Source organism: Actinoplanes sp. NPDC051411, from assembly GCF_040682075.1.
Taxonomy (GTDB): Bacteria; Actinomycetota; Actinomycetes; order Mycobacteriales; family Micromonosporaceae; genus Actinoplanes.
This window is the reverse complement of the sequence record NZ_JBFBAD010000024.1, coordinates 62,575-80,227: the sequence shown is the minus strand read 5'-3', so window position 1 is coordinate 80,227 and position 17,653 is coordinate 62,575. Positions and strand designations below refer to the sequence as shown.

16 protein-coding genes are annotated in these 17,653 nt (G+C 70.5%); 7 read left to right on the top strand and 9 right to left on the bottom strand.

The features are described from left to right. From AB0M88_RS15865 to AB0M88_RS15840, 6 genes are all read right to left on the bottom strand, one after another. On the bottom strand, positions 1-1,941 hold a 1,941-nt coding region (locus tag AB0M88_RS15865), incomplete at its 3' end, for a CoA-transferase (protein ID WP_364101558.1). A 142-nt stretch (positions 1,942-2,083) separates the two neighbouring features. Beyond that, complete coding sequence (locus tag AB0M88_RS15860; protein ID WP_364101555.1) at positions 2,084-2,866, bottom strand: SDR family NAD(P)-dependent oxidoreductase; 783 nt, start codon at positions 2,864-2,866, stop codon at positions 2,084-2,086. Continuing rightward, positions 2,863-3,657, bottom strand: coding sequence for an ABC transporter ATP-binding protein (locus AB0M88_RS15855; protein WP_364101552.1), 795 nt, complete (start codon positions 3,655-3,657; stop codon positions 2,863-2,865). Before AB0M88_RS15855 ends, AB0M88_RS15860 begins: the two co-directional genes overlap by 4 nt. A 2-nt stretch (positions 3,658-3,659) precedes the next feature. After that, positions 3,660-4,118, bottom strand: coding sequence for a MaoC/PaaZ C-terminal domain-containing protein (locus AB0M88_RS15850; RefSeq protein ID WP_364101549.1), 459 nt, complete (start codon positions 4,116-4,118; stop codon positions 3,660-3,662). A 7-nt stretch (positions 4,119-4,125) separates the two neighbouring features. Further along, positions 4,126-5,169, bottom strand: coding sequence for an ABC transporter substrate-binding protein (locus AB0M88_RS15845; RefSeq protein WP_364101546.1), 1,044 nt, complete (start codon positions 5,167-5,169; stop codon positions 4,126-4,128). Between the two features lie 11 nt (positions 5,170-5,180). After that, positions 5,181-6,020, bottom strand: coding sequence for an ABC transporter permease (locus tag AB0M88_RS15840; RefSeq protein ID WP_364101543.1), 840 nt, complete (start codon positions 6,018-6,020; stop codon positions 5,181-5,183). A 238-nt stretch (positions 6,021-6,258) separates the two neighbouring features. Here AB0M88_RS15840 and AB0M88_RS15835 point away from each other — a divergent pair, with 238 nt between their 5' ends. The 5 genes from AB0M88_RS15835 to AB0M88_RS15815 are packed head-to-tail and all read left to right on the top strand — an operon-like array spanning position 6,259 to position 10,429. After that, positions 6,259-7,239, top strand: a complete 981-nt coding sequence (locus tag AB0M88_RS15835) for an NAD(P)-dependent oxidoreductase (RefSeq protein WP_364101541.1) — start codon at positions 6,259-6,261, stop codon at positions 7,237-7,239. Then, the gene (locus AB0M88_RS15830) at positions 7,236-7,976 is read left to right on the top strand and encodes a GntR family transcriptional regulator (RefSeq protein ID WP_364101538.1); all 741 of its coding nucleotides are present in this window, start codon (positions 7,236-7,238) and stop codon (positions 7,974-7,976) included. The genes AB0M88_RS15835 and AB0M88_RS15830 overlap by 4 nt, the downstream gene beginning before the upstream one ends. Continuing rightward, a complete protein-coding gene (locus AB0M88_RS15825; protein ID WP_364101535.1) occupies positions 7,973-8,710 on the top strand; it encodes an SDR family oxidoreductase in 738 nt (245 codons plus the stop codon). The genes AB0M88_RS15830 and AB0M88_RS15825 overlap by 4 nt, the downstream gene beginning before the upstream one ends. Continuing rightward, positions 8,703-9,698 (top strand): sugar phosphate isomerase/epimerase family protein, encoded by a 996-nt coding sequence (locus AB0M88_RS15820; protein ID WP_364101532.1) that lies wholly within the window; start codon positions 8,703-8,705, stop codon positions 9,696-9,698. The genes AB0M88_RS15825 and AB0M88_RS15820 overlap by 8 nt, the downstream gene beginning before the upstream one ends. Continuing rightward, positions 9,695-10,429: an SDR family oxidoreductase gene (locus AB0M88_RS15815; protein ID WP_364101529.1), complete on the top strand. Its 735-nt coding sequence runs from the start codon at positions 9,695-9,697 to the stop codon at positions 10,427-10,429. Before AB0M88_RS15820 ends, AB0M88_RS15815 begins: the two co-directional genes overlap by 4 nt. Before the next feature lie 12 nt (positions 10,430-10,441). On the opposite strand, the gene AB0M88_RS15810 is transcribed toward AB0M88_RS15815, so the two are convergent. Then, complete coding sequence (locus tag AB0M88_RS15810; protein ID WP_364101525.1) at positions 10,442-13,030, bottom strand: protein kinase; 2,589 nt, start codon at positions 13,028-13,030, stop codon at positions 10,442-10,444. Between the two features lie 251 nt (positions 13,031-13,281). Between AB0M88_RS15810 and AB0M88_RS15805 the strand changes: the two genes are divergently transcribed. Continuing rightward, positions 13,282-14,214, top strand: a complete 933-nt coding sequence (locus AB0M88_RS15805; protein ID WP_364101614.1) for an ATP-binding cassette domain-containing protein — start codon at positions 13,282-13,284, stop codon at positions 14,212-14,214. Positions 14,215-14,222: 8 nt separating this feature from the next. Next, positions 14,223-14,990 (top strand): ABC transporter permease, encoded by a 768-nt coding sequence (locus AB0M88_RS15800; protein WP_364101522.1) that lies wholly within the window; start codon positions 14,223-14,225, stop codon positions 14,988-14,990. Positions 14,991-15,072: 82 nt separating this feature from the next. Here AB0M88_RS15800 and AB0M88_RS15795 read toward each other — a convergent pair whose 3' ends face one another. Beyond that, positions 15,073-15,846, bottom strand: a complete 774-nt coding sequence (locus AB0M88_RS15795) for an SDR family oxidoreductase (RefSeq protein ID WP_364101519.1) — start codon at positions 15,844-15,846, stop codon at positions 15,073-15,075. A 64-nt stretch (positions 15,847-15,910) separates the two neighbouring features. After that, a complete protein-coding gene (locus AB0M88_RS15790; protein ID WP_364101516.1) occupies positions 15,911-17,611 on the bottom strand; it encodes a metallophosphoesterase in 1,701 nt (566 codons plus the stop codon). Positions 17,612-17,653 lie beyond the last annotated feature (42 nt).

The following is a 17,653-nucleotide window of genomic DNA, read 5'->3' as shown; positions in this document are numbered from 1 at the left end:
CGTACCGCTCTCACCCAACGACACGCTCACGCCAGGCGTCGCGCTCTCACCCAACGACACGCTAACGCCAGGCGTCGCGCTCTCACCCAACGACACGCTCACGCCAGGCGTCGCGCTCTCACCCAACGACACGCTAACGCCAGGCGTCGCGCTCTCACCCAACGACACGCTCTCGGCGAGCGGCGTGCCTTCGCTGAGCGGAAGGCTTTCGCTGAGCGGAAGCCGCAACCCCATGGGCTCGTAGGCGAAGATCCGGGGATCCATGGTGCGCAGGGCGGGCGATATCAGCGGGCGAAAGGGCATCCAGGCGAGCACGTCGCGCTCCAGGTCGATGCCGGGCGCGATCTCGATCAGCTCCAGCCGGCATCCTGCCGCAGCCACCGCCGCCGAGCCACCTACCCTGTTTCCGGCGGTCAATCGATCGGGCGCGCTTCCGCTGGGCGGAAGATCGGCCGGCACGGTCCCGGTGGGCGGAAGATCAGCCGGCACGGTCCCGGTGGGCGGAAGATCGGCTGAGTGGAGGCGGAAGACGGCGCGCTCGGTGACGTAGACGGCGGTGTGGCCCGCGGCGGCCGCGCGGGAGGCGTTGTAGGTGATCGCGTCGACTGTGGGGACGAACTTGCCGTAGCGGCCCTCCTCCAGGATCTCCAGGCGGCCGTCGTGGATCGCCGTGCGCAGGCCGCCGCCCCGGAACGTGCCGCAGAAGACGACCGTGCCCGCCTTCTGGCTGATGTCGATGAAGCCGCCCGGGCCGATCGGTGTCGCGCCGACCCGGGCCACGTTCACGTTCCCGGCCGCGTCGATCTGGGCGAAGGACAGGCCGGCCAGGTCGAGCGCGCCGCCGTCGTACAGGTCGAACTGGCTGGTCATGTCCACGACCGCGGCCGGGTTGACGGCTGTGCCGCTGTCCAGGCCGATGCCGGGCAGCCCGCCGAAGAGGCCCTGCTCGACGGTCAGCGTTATCGCGTCGAGGACGCCCTCCTCCAGCGCCACGTAGGAGATCCCGTTCGCCATGCCGACGCCCAGGTTCACCAGTTGACCGGCCCGGAGCTCCATGGCAGCCCGCCGGGCGATCACCTTGCGGTGATCGAGGGTCATGCTTTGCACCTGTACGGGGTGATTGACGCGCATGCCGGTGCGGGCCGGGTCGTGCACCGTGATCGGGGTCTGGTTGGGGTAGTCGGTCAGCACCACGTGGTCGACCAGGACGCCGGGGACGCGGACGTACGCGGCGGGCAGTGAGCCGGCCGGCACGATCCGCTTCACTTCGGCGAGCACCCGGCCGCCGGTGTTGTGGGCGGCCTGGGCGATCGCCAGGTTGTCGCTCCACGCCGCCTCGTCCTCCATGGCCAGGTTGCCCGAGGTGTCGGCGGTGCTCGCCCGGATCAGCGCCACCTGCACGTCGAACGCCGGGTAGAACAGCCACTCCCGCCCGCCGACGGTGACCAGTTGGCTGAGTCCCTCACGGGTGCCCTTGTTCATGCGGCCCCATTGCTGGCGCGGGTCGACGTAGGTTTCCAGCCCGATGTCGGTGAACAGGCCCGGCCGCCCGGCCGCGATCTCGCGGTAGAGCAGGCTGATCGTGCCGGCGGGCAGCCCGACCGCCTCGACCCGGTCCTCCGCGATCATCGCCTGTTCGGCCGGGCTGAGCACGAAGTGCGACCCCACGAACCGCCGGACCAGTCCCGCCCGCGCCAGATGGTCGACTCCACGCCCCTGCTGGTCTCCGAGTCCCATCACGTGCACGACGTCGAGCCCGGCCGGGTGTCCCATGGCGAGGAACCGGTCGGCGACGGCGGCCAGCAGCGTCTCCGGCACCTGCAGCAGCGACCCGCTCCCGCCGACGACGACCGTGTCACCGTCCCGGATCAGCCGAGCCGCCTCGGAAGGGCTGACGACCAGGCCGTCCCGGGCCCGCCCCGACCCGTCCCCCAGAATCACGGCGCCACACCCAGCCGGACGGCGGCAGCATCACGCCGCCGGCCGTCACCTGGCGCCACACCCACCCCGCCCCTTGTGGGTGGGGCCGATTCAAGCAGCAGGGTCCGACAATTCCGCCGCTTTTCCACACGGTCGCCGGCGGTCACAGCATCACGTCCCCGCCGCAGACGTGGAGGCACTCGCCGGTGATGTAGGAGGCGTCGGACGACAGCAGGAACGACGTCGCCGCCGCCACGTCGGCCGGAGTGCCCGGCCGGCCGAGCGGGACCGCGGCGATGCGCTCGGCTCGGGCCACGCCGGGCTTCTGGCCTCGGAGGGCGGAGAGCTTCTCGTCGGCCACGTCCCACAACGGGGTCTCGATGATGCCGGGGGCGACCGCGTTGACCCGGATCCCGTGCGGGGCCAGGGCCAGCGCGAACGACTTCACCAGGCTGATCACGCCGGCCTTGGACGCCGCGTAGTGGGGATAGAAGGGCGCGCCGAGGCGGCCCTGGATCGAGGCGATCGCGACGACCGAGCCGCCGTCGGGCATCGCTCGGGCGGCCGCCTGCAGGCAGAGCATGGTGCCGCGGGTGTTCACGTCGAGGACGCGGTCCCATTCCTCGACCGTCACGTCGACCGCCCGCTGGAAGGTCTGCACGCCGGCGTTGCAGATCAGGTGGCGCAGCGGTCCGTCGAAGGCGGCTTTCACGCGTACCGGAAGGCCGGCGACGCTGGAAGGGTCGGCGACGTCGAGGCGTACGGCCGAAGCGTGGCCGCCTGCGGCCCGGATCTCCGCCGCGGTTTTCTCGGCCGCCTCGACGTCGATGTCGGCCAGCACCACCCGGGCGCTGTCGGCGGCCAGCCGGGCCGCGATGCCGGCGCCGATGCCCTGCGCGGCCCCGGTGACCACCGCGACCGCGCCGTCGAAGGAGAAGTGGCTCACGCCGGGATCTCGATTCCGTGCAGGACGCCCATGCGCTGGAACTGTTTGTAGATGCGTTCCACGTAGCGGGCGAACTCGGGTGACTCGCCGAGCACGATCGGCCGGGGGCGGGGCAGGTCGACGACGATCTCGTCGACCACCTCGCCCGGGCTCGGGCTCATCACGAAGATGCGGTCGGACAGGCCGACCGCCTCCTCGACCGAGTGGGTGATGAAGACGACGGTCGGGCGGCGCTCCAGCCAGAGCGCTTCCAGATCGGTACGCACCTGGAGCCGGGTGAGCGCGTCGAGCGCCCCGAACGGCTCGTCCATGAGGAGCACCGACGGGTCGTGGACGAGCGTACGGATCAGCGACACCCGCTGCCGCATGCCGCCCGACAGCTGCCGGGGATAGCGCGTCTTGGCGTGGTTCAACCGCAGTTGCTCGAACAGTTCGTCCGAGCGCGCCTTCACCTTCGCCTTGTCGAGCTTGCGGATCTCGCCCTGGAGCAACACGTTCTTCTCGGCCGTACGGAATTCGAGCAGAAGGTGATCCTGGAAGGCGATGCCGACGTCGGTGATCGGTCCTTTGACCCGTTTGTCGCCGACGGTGAGCGTGCCGGTGGTGGCCGGCAGCAGGCCGGCGATCATCAGCATGAGCGTGCTCTTGCCGCAGCCGGACGGGCCGACCACCGAGACGAACTCGCCCGGCTCGATGTGCATGTCGAGGGCTTTCAAGGCCTGGAACGGTTTGCTGGTGTCCTCGCCGAAGACCTTCGAGACGCCGTCGACGGCGATCGGTGTGCTGCGCATGGTCAGACCCCTTCCAGTGGCGTCTTCGACACGAGGATGGCCTTGCGTCCTTTTTGGACGGCACGGTCGTCCTGGTCGACGACCTCGACGTCGAAGGTGACGATCGCCTGGCCGGGTTTCGAGGCGCTGTCCCGGATTTCGGCGATCACGTAGTTCACGAAGATGGTGTCTCCGATGTAGATCGGTCCCACGAACCGCCAGTCCGACATGCCGAGGAAGGCGATCACGGTCGGGCGCAGTTCGCCGGTGCGGGCCCACATCAGCCCGTGCGCGTAGGCGAGGCCCAGCATGCCGTGGGCGACCCGGCGGCCGAATTGGCTGGCCTTCGCGTAGACGTCGCTGGTGTGCAACTCCGAGAAATCCCCGGTGAGTCCGGCGAAGCCGATCAGATCGGCTTCCCCGATCGTACGGCCGGGGCTGCGGAAGCTTATCCCGACGTAGAGGTCGTCGTAGGTGTACATGCCGTCCTCAGCCGATCGGGCAGGTCTGCAGGTCGGAGGAGGCCGGCAGATAGTCGTACGAGTAGTAGGTCGCCGGGTCGATGCCCTTGGGCAGCAGGCCGACCTGGGACAGCAGGTCCTGGGTCTTGGTCCACTGGTCGGGCTCGGCGCGGCCGACGTACTCGGCGTTGCCGGCGCACAGCAGCTTGGCGTCGAGGACGGCCTTCAGTTCGGCGGCCGAACCCTTGTCGGCCTTGGCGCCCCACAGCTGGTTGACGTCGGCGACCGCCTTGTCGGGGTTGGTCGAGGCGAGCTTCCAGCCCTGCAGGGACGCCTTGACGAAGGCCTGGACCGCCGTCTTGTTCTGCGCCGCCCAGTCCTTGTTGGCGAAGATCGAGGTGCTGACCGTCGGCACGCCGTTGGTGGCGAAGGGCGCGGTGAACAGTTCGCCCGCGTTCTGCTGTTCGAGCTGCACCTGGTAGGTGTCGATCGAGCCGAGGATCGCGTCGACCCGGCCCTGGAGCAGCGACTGCACCAGCGAGGTCGGAGCCAGGTTGATCAGCTGGACGTCGTTCTTGGTCAGGCCGTTCGAGGCCAGGAACAGCGGCAGCATGCTGGCCTGCGACGACGGGACCGGGGTGCCGACCTTCTTGCCCTTCAGCGCGGCGATCGAGGTGATGCCGCTCTTCTTCAGCGCGATCACCTCGTTCGGGTTGGACTGGTAGACGGTGGCGAGCACGACCAGCGGGGCCTTCTGGGCGATCAGCTGGGTGGTCGAGGTGGAGTCGGCGTACCCGATCTTGGCCTTGCCGGAGGCGACCATCTGGACGGTCAGCGACGAGCCGGTGCCGGGCACGATCGTCGCGTTGATGCCGGCGGCCTTGTAGTAGCCCTCTTCGACCGCGGCGGCGAAGCCGGCGTTCGAGCCGTTGGGCGGGTTGTTGAGCTGGAACGTGATCTCGGTGCCGCCGCCTCCGGAGGAGGACGCCGCACCGGAGCTGTTGTTTCCGCAGCCGGCGGCGAGAGCAACGACGCCGACGGCTATCAACGCATTCTTCGAGAATTTACGCATGGGGGTCCCCTTCAGTCGTTCTTGGCGCGCTGCCACGGGGTGAGCAGGAACTCGACGAATTCGACGAGGTAGTTGAGGGCCACTCCGATCACGGTCAGCAGCACCAGGACCGCGAACACGCCGGTGGCGTCGAGGGTGTTGGTGGCCTGGAGCAGCAGATAGCCCAGGCCGCTGTTGGAGCCGACGAACTCGGCGACGATGGCCGCGGTGGCGGCGATCGTGGCCGACGTCTTGAGGCCGGAGAAGATGACCGGCAGGGCGGCCGGGAAGCGCAGGTAGCGGAAGGTCTGCCAGCCGCTGGCGCCCATCGAGCTGGTGAGGTAGAGCAGGCGCTCGTCGAGGATCGAGAAGCCGCTGATGCTGGAGATCAGCAGCGGGAAGAACGTCATCAGGATCGTGAGCAGCAGCTTCGAGCTGAAGCCGAGGCCGAGCCAGACGACGAACAGCGGCGCGACGGCCACCTTGGGCACCAGCTGGAGGAGCATCACCGGCGGGTAGATGATCTGCCGGGCGGCCAGCGACCGCGCGACCAGCAGACCGAGCGGGATCGCGATCACGATGGTGATGGCGAAGCCGAGCAGGACCTCGTCCAGCGTGATCTTGGTGTTGTCCCAGAGGTTGGGCCAGTCGGTGCCGATGCGGTGGAAGACCGCCCACGGGGTCGGCAGCAGGTAGGCCGGGATCTTGAAGGCCTTCACGACGATCGCCCAGAAGGCCAGGATGCCGACGAAGGTCACGATCGGGACGAAGGTCCAGATCCGGCGGCGGATCCGCCGGCGCCGGGCGGCGGCGACGCGCGCCGCGGTGCCCTCGACGGCCTCCGGGCGCGGCTGGGTGGTCGACAGCGACACGATCCCGCCCCTTTGCTAGATCGAATATATAAAATAGAGATGGCGCTTGGTTACGGCAGCATGTCGAGCCGTCGGCGAACCTGTCAAGGGCTTGTTCCAGAATCTTGACATTCGCAGGTAGGCAGCTTTTTTTGGCTCGATCTAGCCGTTACCGGAGGCCCTTGACGGCAACCCCGATCGCTCTCTAGCGTCGGGCCAGCATCACAAGATTGTATATAATCTAGATCCGGGAGCCGTCATGAGCGGAAGTCGATACCGGGTCGCCGTCACCGGCGACCAGGCGTTTCCCGACGGCACGACGATCTTCGGCGACATCGGGCTGCGGCGGCTCTCCTCGGCCGGCCTCGAGTGGTCGGTGATAGCGGTGCCCAATGCGGTTCTCACCCCGGCCCAGCTGGACGGATTCGACGCGCTGCTGATGATGGGCGGCCGCGGCATCACCGCGGCCTCGCTGGCCGGAACCGCACTGCGGCACGTCGCCCGGTTCGGCGCCGGCTACGACGCCATCGACGTCGGCGCCTGTACGGACGCGGGCGTCCTGCTGACCAACGCGCCCGACGCCGTACGCGTGCCGATGGCGCACGCCGCGCTGGCGCAGCTCCTGGCCCTCGCCCATAACCTGGTCCCCAAGGACCGGCTGGTCCGTACGGGACGCTGGGACGAGCGCGTCCACTGGCCGGGACGCGGCTTGCAGGACGCCACGGTCGGTGTCGTCGGGCTGGGCAACGTCGGCACCGAGATCGTGCGGCTCCTTCGTCTACTCGGCGTGTCGGTAGCCGGTTTCAACCGGACATTCCGTCCGGGCGTCATGCCGCTCGAAGAGCTGGCCGCGGCCAGCGACTACCTGGTCGTCACGGTCTCGGGAAATCCGGGCACTCGAGGGTTGATCAGCGCGGACATCCTCGCCCGGATGCGGCCCGGCGCCTTCCTGATCAACCTGTCCCGGGGCTCGGTCGTCGACGAGGACGCGCTGATCTCCGCGTTGAAGAACGGCCGGCTGCGCGGCGCCGCGCTCGACGTGTTCGAACACGAGCCCCTGCCGCCCGACAGTCCACTGCTGACGATGGACAACGTCGTCCTCACCCCGCACTCGCTCTGCTGGACCGACGGGTTCGCCCGGGCGGTCGCCGACAGCGCGATCACCGCGATCCTCGACGTCGCCGCGGGACGGACCCCCCGTCACGCGGTCAACCCCGAAGCCTGCAAGGTGAGCTCATGACTCTGACACCGGGCGCCGCCGACACGCTGCAGGACTCCGACGCCACCCACATGCTCAGCGAACGGGTCTACCGCTCGATCCTGCGGCTCGTGCACCGGGGTCAGCTCAAGGGCGGCGCGCCGCTGCGGATCGAGGAGCTCTCCCGCATCCTCAACGTCTCCCCCACGCCCGTACGCGAAGGTCTCGCCCGCCTGGCCGCCACCGGCCTGGTGATCCATGAGCCGCGCAAAGGTTTCCGGGTCGCCCCGCCGCTCACCGCCGACCAGTTCGAGCTCCTCATGGACGCCCGCGAACTGCTCGAGGTCGGCGCGTCCGGGCTCGCGCTGGCGACCGGGAGCCCCGAGTTCGCGCCGGCGCTCCGCAAGGCGCTGCAGACCCAGGAGGCGGCGGCGGTGGCGTTCAGCGACCCCGCACAGAGCCACGCCGACCCGGAAGAGGCCGAGTGGGCGGTCATCGACGCCGACCTCGCCTTCCACCACGTGCTGTTCGCGTTCACCGGCAACCCGTTCATCGGGGTCATGGCCGACTCGCTCAACGGCCAGTCCCATCGCCTGCGGCAGCAGGCGGACCGCGGAGTCTCGGACGCCCTCGAGGCGGTCGCCGAGCACACCGCGATCCTGCGGGCCGCCGAGTCCGGCGACCGCGGGGCGATCGAGAGCGCGATGCGCATGCACCTGCGGTTGGTCCGGGCGCGGGCGCGCGCGGACCGGGCCGCTTCCCGAGAGGAAACCACATGACCTATCCGACCGACCGCACGGCCGTCGTCACCGGGGCCGGTTCGCCGCTCGGGATCGGCGCCGCGGTGGCCCGGCGGCTGGCCCGGGCCGGGTGGAACGTCGGCCTGATCGACGTCGCACTCCCATCGACATCGCCGGACGGCCTAGTCGTCGGGCACACCGCCGACGTGACCGACCCCGCTCAGATCGATGCGGCGGCCTCCTTCTTCGAACGGGAGCTGCCGCCGGTGCTGGCGCTGGTCAACGTGGCCGGCATCAGCGACCCGACCAGGTTCCTCGACACCGGCCTCGACCGCTGGCAGCGGGTCATCGGCGTCAACCTGACCGGCACCTTCCTGGTCATGAAGCGCTTCGTGCCGGGCATGGTCGACCGGGGCGTCGGACGCGTCGTCAACCTCTCCTCGACCGCCGCGCAGACCGGCGGCGGCACCTACAGCGCCACCGCATACGCCGCCTCCAAGGCCGGAATCGAGGGCCTCACCCACGGCGCCGCGCTCGAACTCGCGCCGACCGGGGTGACCGTCAACGTCGTCTCACCCGCGGTCATCGACACCGAGATCATGGGTGGCCGGATCACCGACGAGCGCAAACCGGCCTTCGTCGCCGGTCTGCCGGTCGGCCGGCTCGGCACCACCGACGAGGTGGCCGCCCTCATCGAATTCCTGATCGGGCCCGACGCCGGCTACATCACCGGCGCCCACTACAACATCAACGGGGGTGCCCGGATTGGCTGAGTCACTGGGGCGCGTGGCCGCACTGGCCACGCTCGACGATGCGGTCGTGCCGGCCGACGCCGGTCTCGACGCGGCGACCTGGCCGATCGGGGCCGCCATGCTGCAGTTCCCGGCCGTGGCGCCGGGCGGAGTCAGCGTTCTCGACGCCGGCCCCTCCTACTGGCGCCGGCAGCTGCGGCGGATCCAGCGCGAGGGCTTCGACGTGGTCGAGGTGCCGAGCAACTGGATGCCGCTGGCCGACATGGATTCGGCCGCCCGCAAGGCGTTCGCCGAGGTGCTGGCCGACGTGGGCATGTCGGTGTGCGCGACCTCGATGGTCCGGATGAGCGTGATCGACCCGCGGCACGCCGACGACAACCTCGCCGCCACCCACCGGGGCATCGACGCCGCGGCCGAGATCGGGGCGCCGCTCATCTGCCTCGGCCTCCACGAGCCGTTGCTGCCGGCGCAGACCGCGATCCCCTGGTTCTGGACCGTTCCCGGTCCGGTCAACCCGCCTTCGCCGGAGCTGCGCCGGTCCGCTCTCCGGCGGTTCCGCGAGCTGGCCGACCACGCGGCCTCCGTCGGCGTGGCGATCTCGCTAGAGGTGTACGAGGGCACCTACCTCGGCGACGCCGACGCCAGCGTGGCGTTCCTCGACGAACTGGGGCACGACAACGTGGGCCTCAACCCCGACCTCGGCAACCTGATCCGGGCCCAGGAGCCGATCGAGCCGTGGGAGGCGATCGCGGTCAAACTGCTGCCGCTGGCCAACTACTGGCACGTCAAGAACTACGCCCGCTCGGAAAATCCGCTGACCGGCACGTACTTCTCGACGCCGGCCACCCTGCCGGCCGGGCTGATCGACTACCGCAAGGCGGTCCGGTTCGCCATCGCCTCCGGCTTCCGGGGCGCGTTCCTGGCCGAGAACTACGGCGGGGACGGCCTCGGGGTGTCGGCCGACAACGCCCGCTACCTGCGGCGGCTGATCGCGGACGCCGTCGAATGAACTTTTCCCTGGACGGCCGGACCGCGCTGGTGGTCGGCGGCACGACGGGAATCGGGCGCGCGATCGCGACCGGTTTCGTGGAGCAGGGCGCCAAGGTCTACATCGCCGGGCGCACCCGGGACGCCGGCCGGGCCACGGCCGCGGAGATCGGCGCCGAGTACGTGCCGATGGACGTCACCGACAGCGACTCGGTCGACGCCGCGGTCGCCTCGCTGGACCGCCTCGACATCGCGGTCAACGGCGCCGGAACCGGCCTCAACAAGCCGACCGTCGAGACCACGGACGACGAGTTCGCCCGGGTCGTCGACACCAACTTCGCCGGGGTGTTCCGGTGCTGCCGGGCCGAGGGCCGGGCGATGCTGGCGGCCGGCGGAGGCTCGATCGTCAACATCGGCTCGATGTCGGCCCACATCGTCAACCATCCCCAACGGCAGGCCATCTACAACGCGTCCAAGGCGGCGGTCGTGCACTACACGCGGTCGCTGGCGGTGGAGTGGGCGCCAGCCGGCATCCGCGTCAACTCGATCTCGCCCGGCTACACCGAGACCGCGCTGACCGCGGTCAGCCGGGCCATCCCGGAACGGCTCGCCTCCTGGGAGGCCGGCACGCCCCTGGGCCGCATCGCCAAGCCATCGGAAATCGCCGGCGCGGCGGTCTATCTGGCCTCGGACGCCAGCAGCTACGTGACCGGCACCGACATCGTCATCGACGGCGGCTACCGCCTCTGGTGAGCCGCAAGGTAGCTAGCGCACATCGAGGTTGGCGAACAGGACGCCGGCGGCTCCGCTCGAACCGGTGACGCCCAGCGCCACGCCACCCGAGGTCAGCGTCGAATCGGTGAGGGCGCCCTGCAATGCCAGGACACCGTCGACCGAGACGGTCGCGTGGTTGTCGGCGATCGCGATCGACACCCGATGACGGGTGCCGGGCTCCAGGGAAGTCGACGGAACCCGGCCGATCGACTCGGGCAGCCCGGCCCCGGCCGACAGCAGCTCGAGGGAGTCGGCGCAGGCGGTCAACTCATAACCGTGCAGGTCACGATGGCGGAACCACACCGTCGCACACGAACCGGCCGACGACAGGGTCGTATCGACGGTGATCGTCTGGCTGCCGGAGAACGCGTCGGCCGGGCCCCCGCACTGATAGGTCGCGCCGGCCACCGACCGGGCGTGCAGGCCCTTACCGTCGAAGGCGCAACTGCCGGTGTCGTCGGAACTCGCGCGGAACCGGCCGGGTGCCGAGAGCGGATCGAAGAACGACGGCCCCTTGGCCACGAGCGCCTCGGCCGAGGTGACGGGAGCGCTGCTCGGGGCGGCCGACGGCTTCGCGTCACCCGAGGTCCGGGCGTACGCGACACCGGCCCCGACCAGCGTGAGCACCAACAGGGCGGCGATCGTGTAAAGCATCCGCCGCGTGGTGGCCACGCCGCGCTTACGCTCCGGGTCAGGCGGATTCTCCGGCCCACCGGCCGAGATCAGCTCCCCGAGCAGCTGCCGCGAGTCGAACCGCCCGTTCGCATCACCCGGCGACGCGGCGCTCAACGGCAGCGACTCCCCCAGCCGGCGCGGACTCCCCATCCAGGCCGGCTCCCCCAACGGCGACACCTCACCCGGCCGGGATGACTCGCCCGGCCGCGACCCCTCACCCGGCCGCGACGACTCAGCCGACCGTGACGCCTCACCCGGCCGCGATGACTCAGCCGACCGTGACGACTCGCCCAGCCGGAAAAGGTCGCCCAACCGGGATGGCCCACCCGGCCGTGAGGGGTCGTTCGACCGAGCCGGGTCAAACGAGCGGGCCGGATCAACTGACCGCGACGGATCGTTCGAGCGGCCCGGATCAAACGAGCGGACCGGATCAGCCGACCGCAACGGATCGTTCGACCGGGCTGGGTCAAAGGAGCGAGCCGGATCAGCCGACCGCAACGGATCACCCGACCGGCCTGGATCAAACGAACCAGCCGGATCAGCCGACCGCGACTGACCATTGGAGCGAGCCGGATCGAACGCACGAGCCGGATCAATGGAATGGGCTGGGCCATTCGGCCGGCCCGAGTCATTTGACCGGGCCGGGCCGTTTGACCGGGCCGGATCGTTTGACCGGGCCGGATCGTTTGACCGGGCCGGGTCGATTGACCGGGCTTGCTCGAACGCCCATGGCGGATCGGACGAGCGAGCGGGGTCGATAGGGCGTCCCGGGTCGAGTGAGCGAGCGGGGTCATTCGAGCGGGCCGGATCGAGCGGGAGGGCCGCGTCGATCGGACGGATCAGGTCGGCGTGCCGGGGTGCGCTTCCGGCGCGGAACGGCTCGACCGGGGACACCGGGCTGCCCAGGCCGGCCGCGCCGCCGGCAGCCGCGCTCGGAATCGGCGCTCCCGGTAGCGGCGCTCCCGGCAGCGGGCCGCCCGACAGCGGGCCGCCCGACAGCGGGCCAGCCGACAGCGGGCCAGCCGACAGCGGGCCAGCCGACAGCGGCGCTCCCGGCAGCGGACCGCTCGGCAGGGCCGGCCTCGGGGCGCCCACGGCCAGGAGCAGCTGGAGCAGTTCGGTCGCGGTCGGGCGGTGCCTCGGGTCCTTGGACAGGGCGCGCCGGACCAGCCCGACCAGGGTTTCCGGCAGCCCCTGGAGGTCGGGCGCGACGGCGAGGATGCGGGCCGCGGTCGCCATCGGGGAGTCGCCGCCGAACGGTGTGCGGCCGGTTCCCGCGTATGTCACCACGGCGCCCCACGCGAAGATGTCGGCCGCCGGGGTGGTTTCGCCGAGGGTCGAGTCGAGGCGTTCGGGCGCCATGTAGGCCACCGTGCCCATGACCTGGTCGGTGCGGGTGTGGCGGCTGCTCGGTTCGAGGGCGCGGGCGATGCCGAAGTCGATGACCTTGGGCAGGCCGAGCGAGAACAGCACGTTGGTCGGCTTCAGGTCGCGGTGGATCACGCCGGCGCCGTGGATCGCGGTGAGGGCCGCGGCCACGCCGACCGCCACGCCGTGCAGGTCGCCGGCGGCCATCGGGCCGCGTTCGCGGATGACCTCCTGGAGGCTGGGCCCGTCGACGTAGTCGACGATCAGGTAGGGCGTCTCGTGGTCGGGGTCGGCGTCGAGGACGGCCGCGGTGCAGAACGACGGCACCTGTAGGACCCGGGCGACCTCGCTGCGGAAGCGGGCCCGGAACTCCTCCTGATCGGCATATTCCGGGCGTATGGCCTTGACCGCCACCACCCGGCCGTCGGCGGCACGGCCGAGATAGACCGTGCCCATGCCGCCCTCGCCGAGCCGCCCGAGCAGCTGATAGCCGCCCAGCCACCGCGGATCGTGTGGCCTCAGAGGCCGAGTAGCCATATTCAAGAGCTCCCGAGTGTTTCGCGCCGTCCAGTCATCACCGCGGCCGCCGGCCGACACCGGAGCCACGGCATCACTGTGGAGGGCGGAATCAAGCTACAGGGCGGAAAAGGCCCCGAGATAGCTCTACTGATCAGTAGGTCTTCAGTTGAGTTTCACGCCACTTTCCGCAACGACACCGCGATGAATCCACCGTGAATGCGGCCGGCGCGATCCTGCTCGGGAAAGGCAGCGAGAAAAGGGAGGGCGAGATGACGGCGGCGGTCACGGTCAGCGGACTGCGCAAGTCGTTCCACGGGAAGGTCGTGCTCGGCGGGATCGACTTCGAGGTCCCGGCCGGAACGACGTTTGCGCTGCTCGGACCCAACGGGGCGGGCAAGACGACGACGGTGCAGATCCTGTCCACACTGATCGGCTTCGACGGCGGGGAGGTGCGGGTCGCCGGGCACGATCCGGTGCGAGAACCGGCCGCGGTGCGGAAGAACATCGGAGTCACCGGACAGTTCTCGGCGATCGACGATCTGTTGACCGGATCCGAGAATCTTTCACTGATGGCCGACCTCTGCCATTTGCCGCGGGCCGACGGCCGCGGGCGGGTCGGTGAACTTCTCGAACAGTTCGACCTGGTGGAAGCGGCCGGAAAGCCGGCGTCGACCTTTTCCGGCGGCATGCGCCGGCGGCTCGACCTGGCGATGACGCTGGTCGGGCGGCCGCGGCTGATCTTCCTCGACGAGCCGACGAGCGGGCTCGACCCGCGCAGCCGCCGGATGATGTGGCGGACCGTGCGGGACCTGGTCGCCGACGGCGTGACGATCTTCCTCACCACGCAGTACCTGGAGGAAGCCGACCAACTGGCCGACCGGATCGCCGTGCTCGACGGGGGCCGGCTGGTCGCCGAGGGGACGCCCGAGGACCTCAAGCGGGGCGTGGCGGGCGGCCACGTACGCCTCAAATTCGCCGCCGCCGAAAGTCTGAAGGCCGCGGCAGAGGCCGTGGGTGGGGTCGCGGACGCCGAGCAGCTCGCCCTGCGTGTGCCCAGCGACGGGGGTGTGCACGCGCTGCGGAGCCTGCTCGCCCGGCTCGACGCGGCCGGGATCGACGTCGAGGACCTGTCGGTGCACCGGCCCGATCTGGATGACGTATTTCTGACACTCACCAAAACCACGGCGGGGGCCCCGAAATGAGCGCGGTAATGAGCGAGGCAATGACCGACGCGGCGACCATGTTGCGGCGCAACCTGCGGCATACCGTACGCAATCCGAGCGCGATCATCATGACGGTCGCGATGCCGGTGCTGATCCTGCTGCTGTTCGTCTACGTCTTCGGCGGCGCCCTGAACGCCGGGACCGGCTCGGGCGACTACATCGACTACCTGGTGCCCGGCGTTCTGATCATGACGATCGGGTACGGCGCGACCACCACCGCGCTGGCGGTCAACCGCGACATGACGGCCGGCATCATCAACCGCTTCCGGACGATGGCGATCTCGCGCTCGTCGGTGCTGACCGGGCATGTGATCGGCTCGTCGGCGCGCACGATGCTGAGCGCGGCGCTGGTGATCGCGGTGGCGCTGGCGCTCGGCTTCCGGCCGGCCGGTGATGCCCTGGGCTGGCTCGGGGCGGCCGGGTTGACGGCGCTGCTCACGCTGGCGCTGACCTGGCTCGGGGTGGCGGTCGGGCTGGCCTCGCCGACGCCCGAGGGAACGGGGCCGTTCACGCTGGTGGTGCAGCTACTGCCGTTCCTGAGCAGCGCGTTCGTCCCGCCGGACGCGATGTCGGGGCCGGTGCGCTGGTTCTCGGCCCACGAGCCGTTCACGCCGATCATCGACTGCCTGCGCGGGTTGATGCTGGGCACGCCGGTCGGCCGCGACGGGGTTGTCGGAGTGGCCTGGTGCCTGGCTCTGACGGCGGTCGGCTACCTGTGGGCCCGCCTGCTGTTCCGCCGCGACCCGAACCGGTGAGCAGGGCCGAGCTGCCCAGGACCGAGCTGCCCAGGACCGGGCTGCCCAGGACCGGTCCGGCCGGAACCGGGAACCTCGCCGGTCACGCGACGTCCCAGATCTGGCCGTTGTCGTCGCCGGGCAGGCGGTCGAGCAGGGCGCGGGCCGAGTGCTCCGGGGTGATCAGCGCGCCCTCGGCGTACGTGCGGGTGAAGCGCTCGTGGAGCGCCGGGCCGATGGCCTCCGGTTCCTGGCCGCGGATCCACGCCTGCATCCCGGTGTCGACCGAGCCGGGGCGGAAGACGTTGGCGGTGACCCCGGTGCCCCGCACCTCGGCCGCGAGGTTGACCGTGTGCGCCTCGAGGGCGGTCTTGGCGGTCACGTAGGCGTTGCCGCCGATCATCGAGCCGGGGCGGGCGACGACACCGCTGGAGACGTTGACGACGCGCCCCCAGCCCTGCCGCAGTTGGTCGGGAAGCAGCGCGAACGTCAGCGCCATCGGCGCGCTCACGTTCAGGTCGAACGAATGGGCCCAGGCCGCCGGATCGATCGAGACGCTCGGGCCGAGCGGCCACACCACGGCGGCGTTGTTGACCAGGATGTCGACCGGCCCGAAGTCGTCGAAAACCCGCCGGGCCACCCCGGCGGGTGCCTCCCGGTCGCCGAGGTCGGCCGGGAGGACGTACGCCTCGGAGCCGTGCGACCGCACCAGGGCGGCCGTCTCGTCGAGCTGGCCGGCCGAGCGGGAGAGCAGGGCGAGCCGGGCCCCGCGCCCGGCGAGTTCGACCGCGATCGCCCGGCCGATGCCCCGGCCGGCCCCGGTGACGAGCGCGGTGCGGCCGGAGAACGTGGTGCCGGAGAACGTTGAGGTGGTCATGGCCTGTTCGCGTGCCGGCGCCCGCCCGTCTTACCGGGGCGTCGGCGGGGTCACATGCCGCGATTCACTTCAGGACGATCGGCTCCTCGATCAGGTGGGCCTTCAGGCGGCCGACCGGGTTGAGCCACGGCTGGTGCGGTTCGCCGTGTGAGGCCGTCTGCCAGCGGCGGGCCGACCGTCGTACGCCCAGCGGGTAGATCGTCAGCGTGCCGTCGGCGGCGAAGTGCAGCCGGAGGAACGACTTCGAGTCGATGATGCCCTGGGCCGAGAACAGCTCGTTCAGGTTGACGCCGAACCGGGCCGCCAGCAGCAGGTAGACCGCGACCAGCTCGGTCGCCGCGAAGCCCGACACCACGCCGTAGACGACCAGCGTGGCGACCAGCGACCACGGCCACCGCCAGGCGTGCAGCGGCAGCTCCCACCAGGCCCAGGTGCCGAGCGCGGCCAGCGCCAGGTGCGCGACGCCGTGCAGCAGGCCGATGACGCGGCGCGTCGTGCGGCCGAGCACCGACTCGCTCAGGTGCGCGAAGGCGTAGGTGCCGGCGATCACCGCGACGGTCAGGATGAAGAGCGGCACCAGGGCGAACTTCTGCAGCGGGCTGCCGACCGCGCTGTGGATCACCCCGCTGGCGGCCAGCAGCAGCGCGGTGTGCACGCCGCCGACCATGCCGATGAAGCTCGGGTTGTGCTTGGGCAGGCGCGCGAAGATGCTCGCCGCGTACGCCCGGGAAAGCCGTTTGCCCGGAAAGCGGGACCGGAGGTCGTAGCCCTGCCGTTTCGACGCCGACGGCAGCGCCGGCGGCGGAACCTCGATCTCCTCCGGCAGCTGGTGGGTGGGGTAGAGATAGGCGCCCCCGCCGCCGGAGGTGATCAGCTCGCGGTCGGCGCCGCTGTAGCGGGCGTAATGGTGCCAGTCGCCCGAGACCATCAGCGGGATGCGGGCGCCGGTCGGGTCGACGACCGTGCGCACGAAGTAGTCGAGCGAGGCGTAGGCGGTCGGCTTGTCGGCCGCCTGGACCCAGGTCGGGCTGGCCGAGGCGATGATCACCTTGGTCTGCGGGGTGAACGCCCGGGCCACCCGCATGAAGTACGCGATCTGCGGATCGTCGATGTAGGACGAGGCCTCGTCGTCGATCGCCAGCAGCCACCAGTCGCCCGGCAGCTCGACCGCGAAGTAGGACCGGGCCTGCGGCAGCTTCCAGCCGCCGATCTCGGTGCGGCGCGACCCGGTGAAGATGCGCAGGAACGCGGTCAGGCCGTCGTACCAGTCGTGGTTGCCGGGCAGCGCGTACATCGTGGGGCCGTCGCCGGCCGGCGGCGGCACCGGCATGGCCGCCCGGTAGGGCCCGATCAGCCGGTCCTGATAACGCTCCGGGCTCGGCGTCGGATAGACCTCGTCGCCACCGAGCACCAGCGCCCGCCCCCGCGGCAATTCATGATCGCCGACGCTGAGCGTCGCTTGCGCCATGAGGTACGCGACGGAATAGGTCGCGTCGAACCCGTCGCCCAGGTCGGCCACGAAGTCGAGCCAGGTGTCACCGTCCGGGCCGACCTCGCGGTGCACCTGGTCGGGAAAGGCGGCCTGAAGCTCACGCTTGTCGAGGTAGCTGCCCTGGATGCCGGCCAGCGCGACCCGCAGGCCGGTGCCGGCCAGCTGCAGCGGGGAGAGCCAGGCGACCGGCTTGGCGGGCGTGAAACCGAGCTCGGCCGGCGTGAACTTCCGCGGTCGGTGCGGCGGGGGCGGCGGGGCCTGTTCGTCGGCCATGGGGCTGGTTTCCTCTCCACGCTGTCGATGGAAAGGAAACCA